General features: G+C 39.2%; 1 protein-coding gene. It reads left to right on the top strand.

From position 1 onward, the window contains the following. Window positions 1–125 precede the first annotated feature (125 nt). On the top strand, window positions 126–560 hold the full coding sequence (gene tnpA, locus MMG82_RS21405; RefSeq protein WP_039978090.1) for an IS200/IS605-like element ISShes8 family transposase: 435 nt from the start codon (window positions 126–128) through the stop codon (window positions 558–560). Window positions 561–618: the final 58 nt, after the last annotated feature.

Genomic DNA, 618 nt, shown 5'->3' on the forward strand with positions numbered 1-618 from the left:
TTTTTATTTTTAGCCCAAAACCACCTACTTCAGTAGGTGGTTATCATCATTTGAGGCTTTGCCTGTATACCTACCCATGTTAAATGCATCTTTGATTTTTAGCGAAGTCAAAAGAGGCAAATAACATGAGTAGATACGAGCAAGCATCGCATGTGTTCTGGCGATGTCAATATCATATAGTCTGGACACCAAAGTACCGCTTTCGGATATTGAAAGGTAATGTCGGAAAAGAGGTTTATCGATGCATTCAGGTTTATTGCCATCAAATGGGATGCATAGTCATGGAGCTAAATGTTCAAGTTGACCATGTTCATTTAGTGGTGAAGGTACCTCCGAAGATATCTATATCGAATTTAATGGGGGCGTTAAAAGGTAAGATAGCTTTGAAAATATTCAGTAAATTTCCTTACCTACGTAAGAATAAACTTTGGGGAAATCATTTTTGGCAGAGAGGATACTTCGTCGATTCGATTGGAATTAACGAGGAAATAATCCGTAGATACGTTAGGCATCAAGAGAAAGTAGAGCGGCAAGAGCAGGGTCAACTTGCTCTTGAATAAAGGCCCCCTTTTAGGGGGTTAAAACAAAGCCACCTTCTTTAGAAGGTGGATTCTTTAC

This window comes from Shewanella sp. MM_2022_3, assembly GCF_022557375.1.
Taxonomy (GTDB): Bacteria; Pseudomonadota; Gammaproteobacteria; order Enterobacterales; family Shewanellaceae; genus Shewanella; species Shewanella xiamenensis.

Bases quoted from the DNA above. Each gene is read 5' to 3' on its own strand.
- tnpA (WP_039978090.1), top strand. From the start codon at position 126: ATGAGTAGATACGAGCAAGCATCGCATGTGTTCTGGCGATGTCAATAT.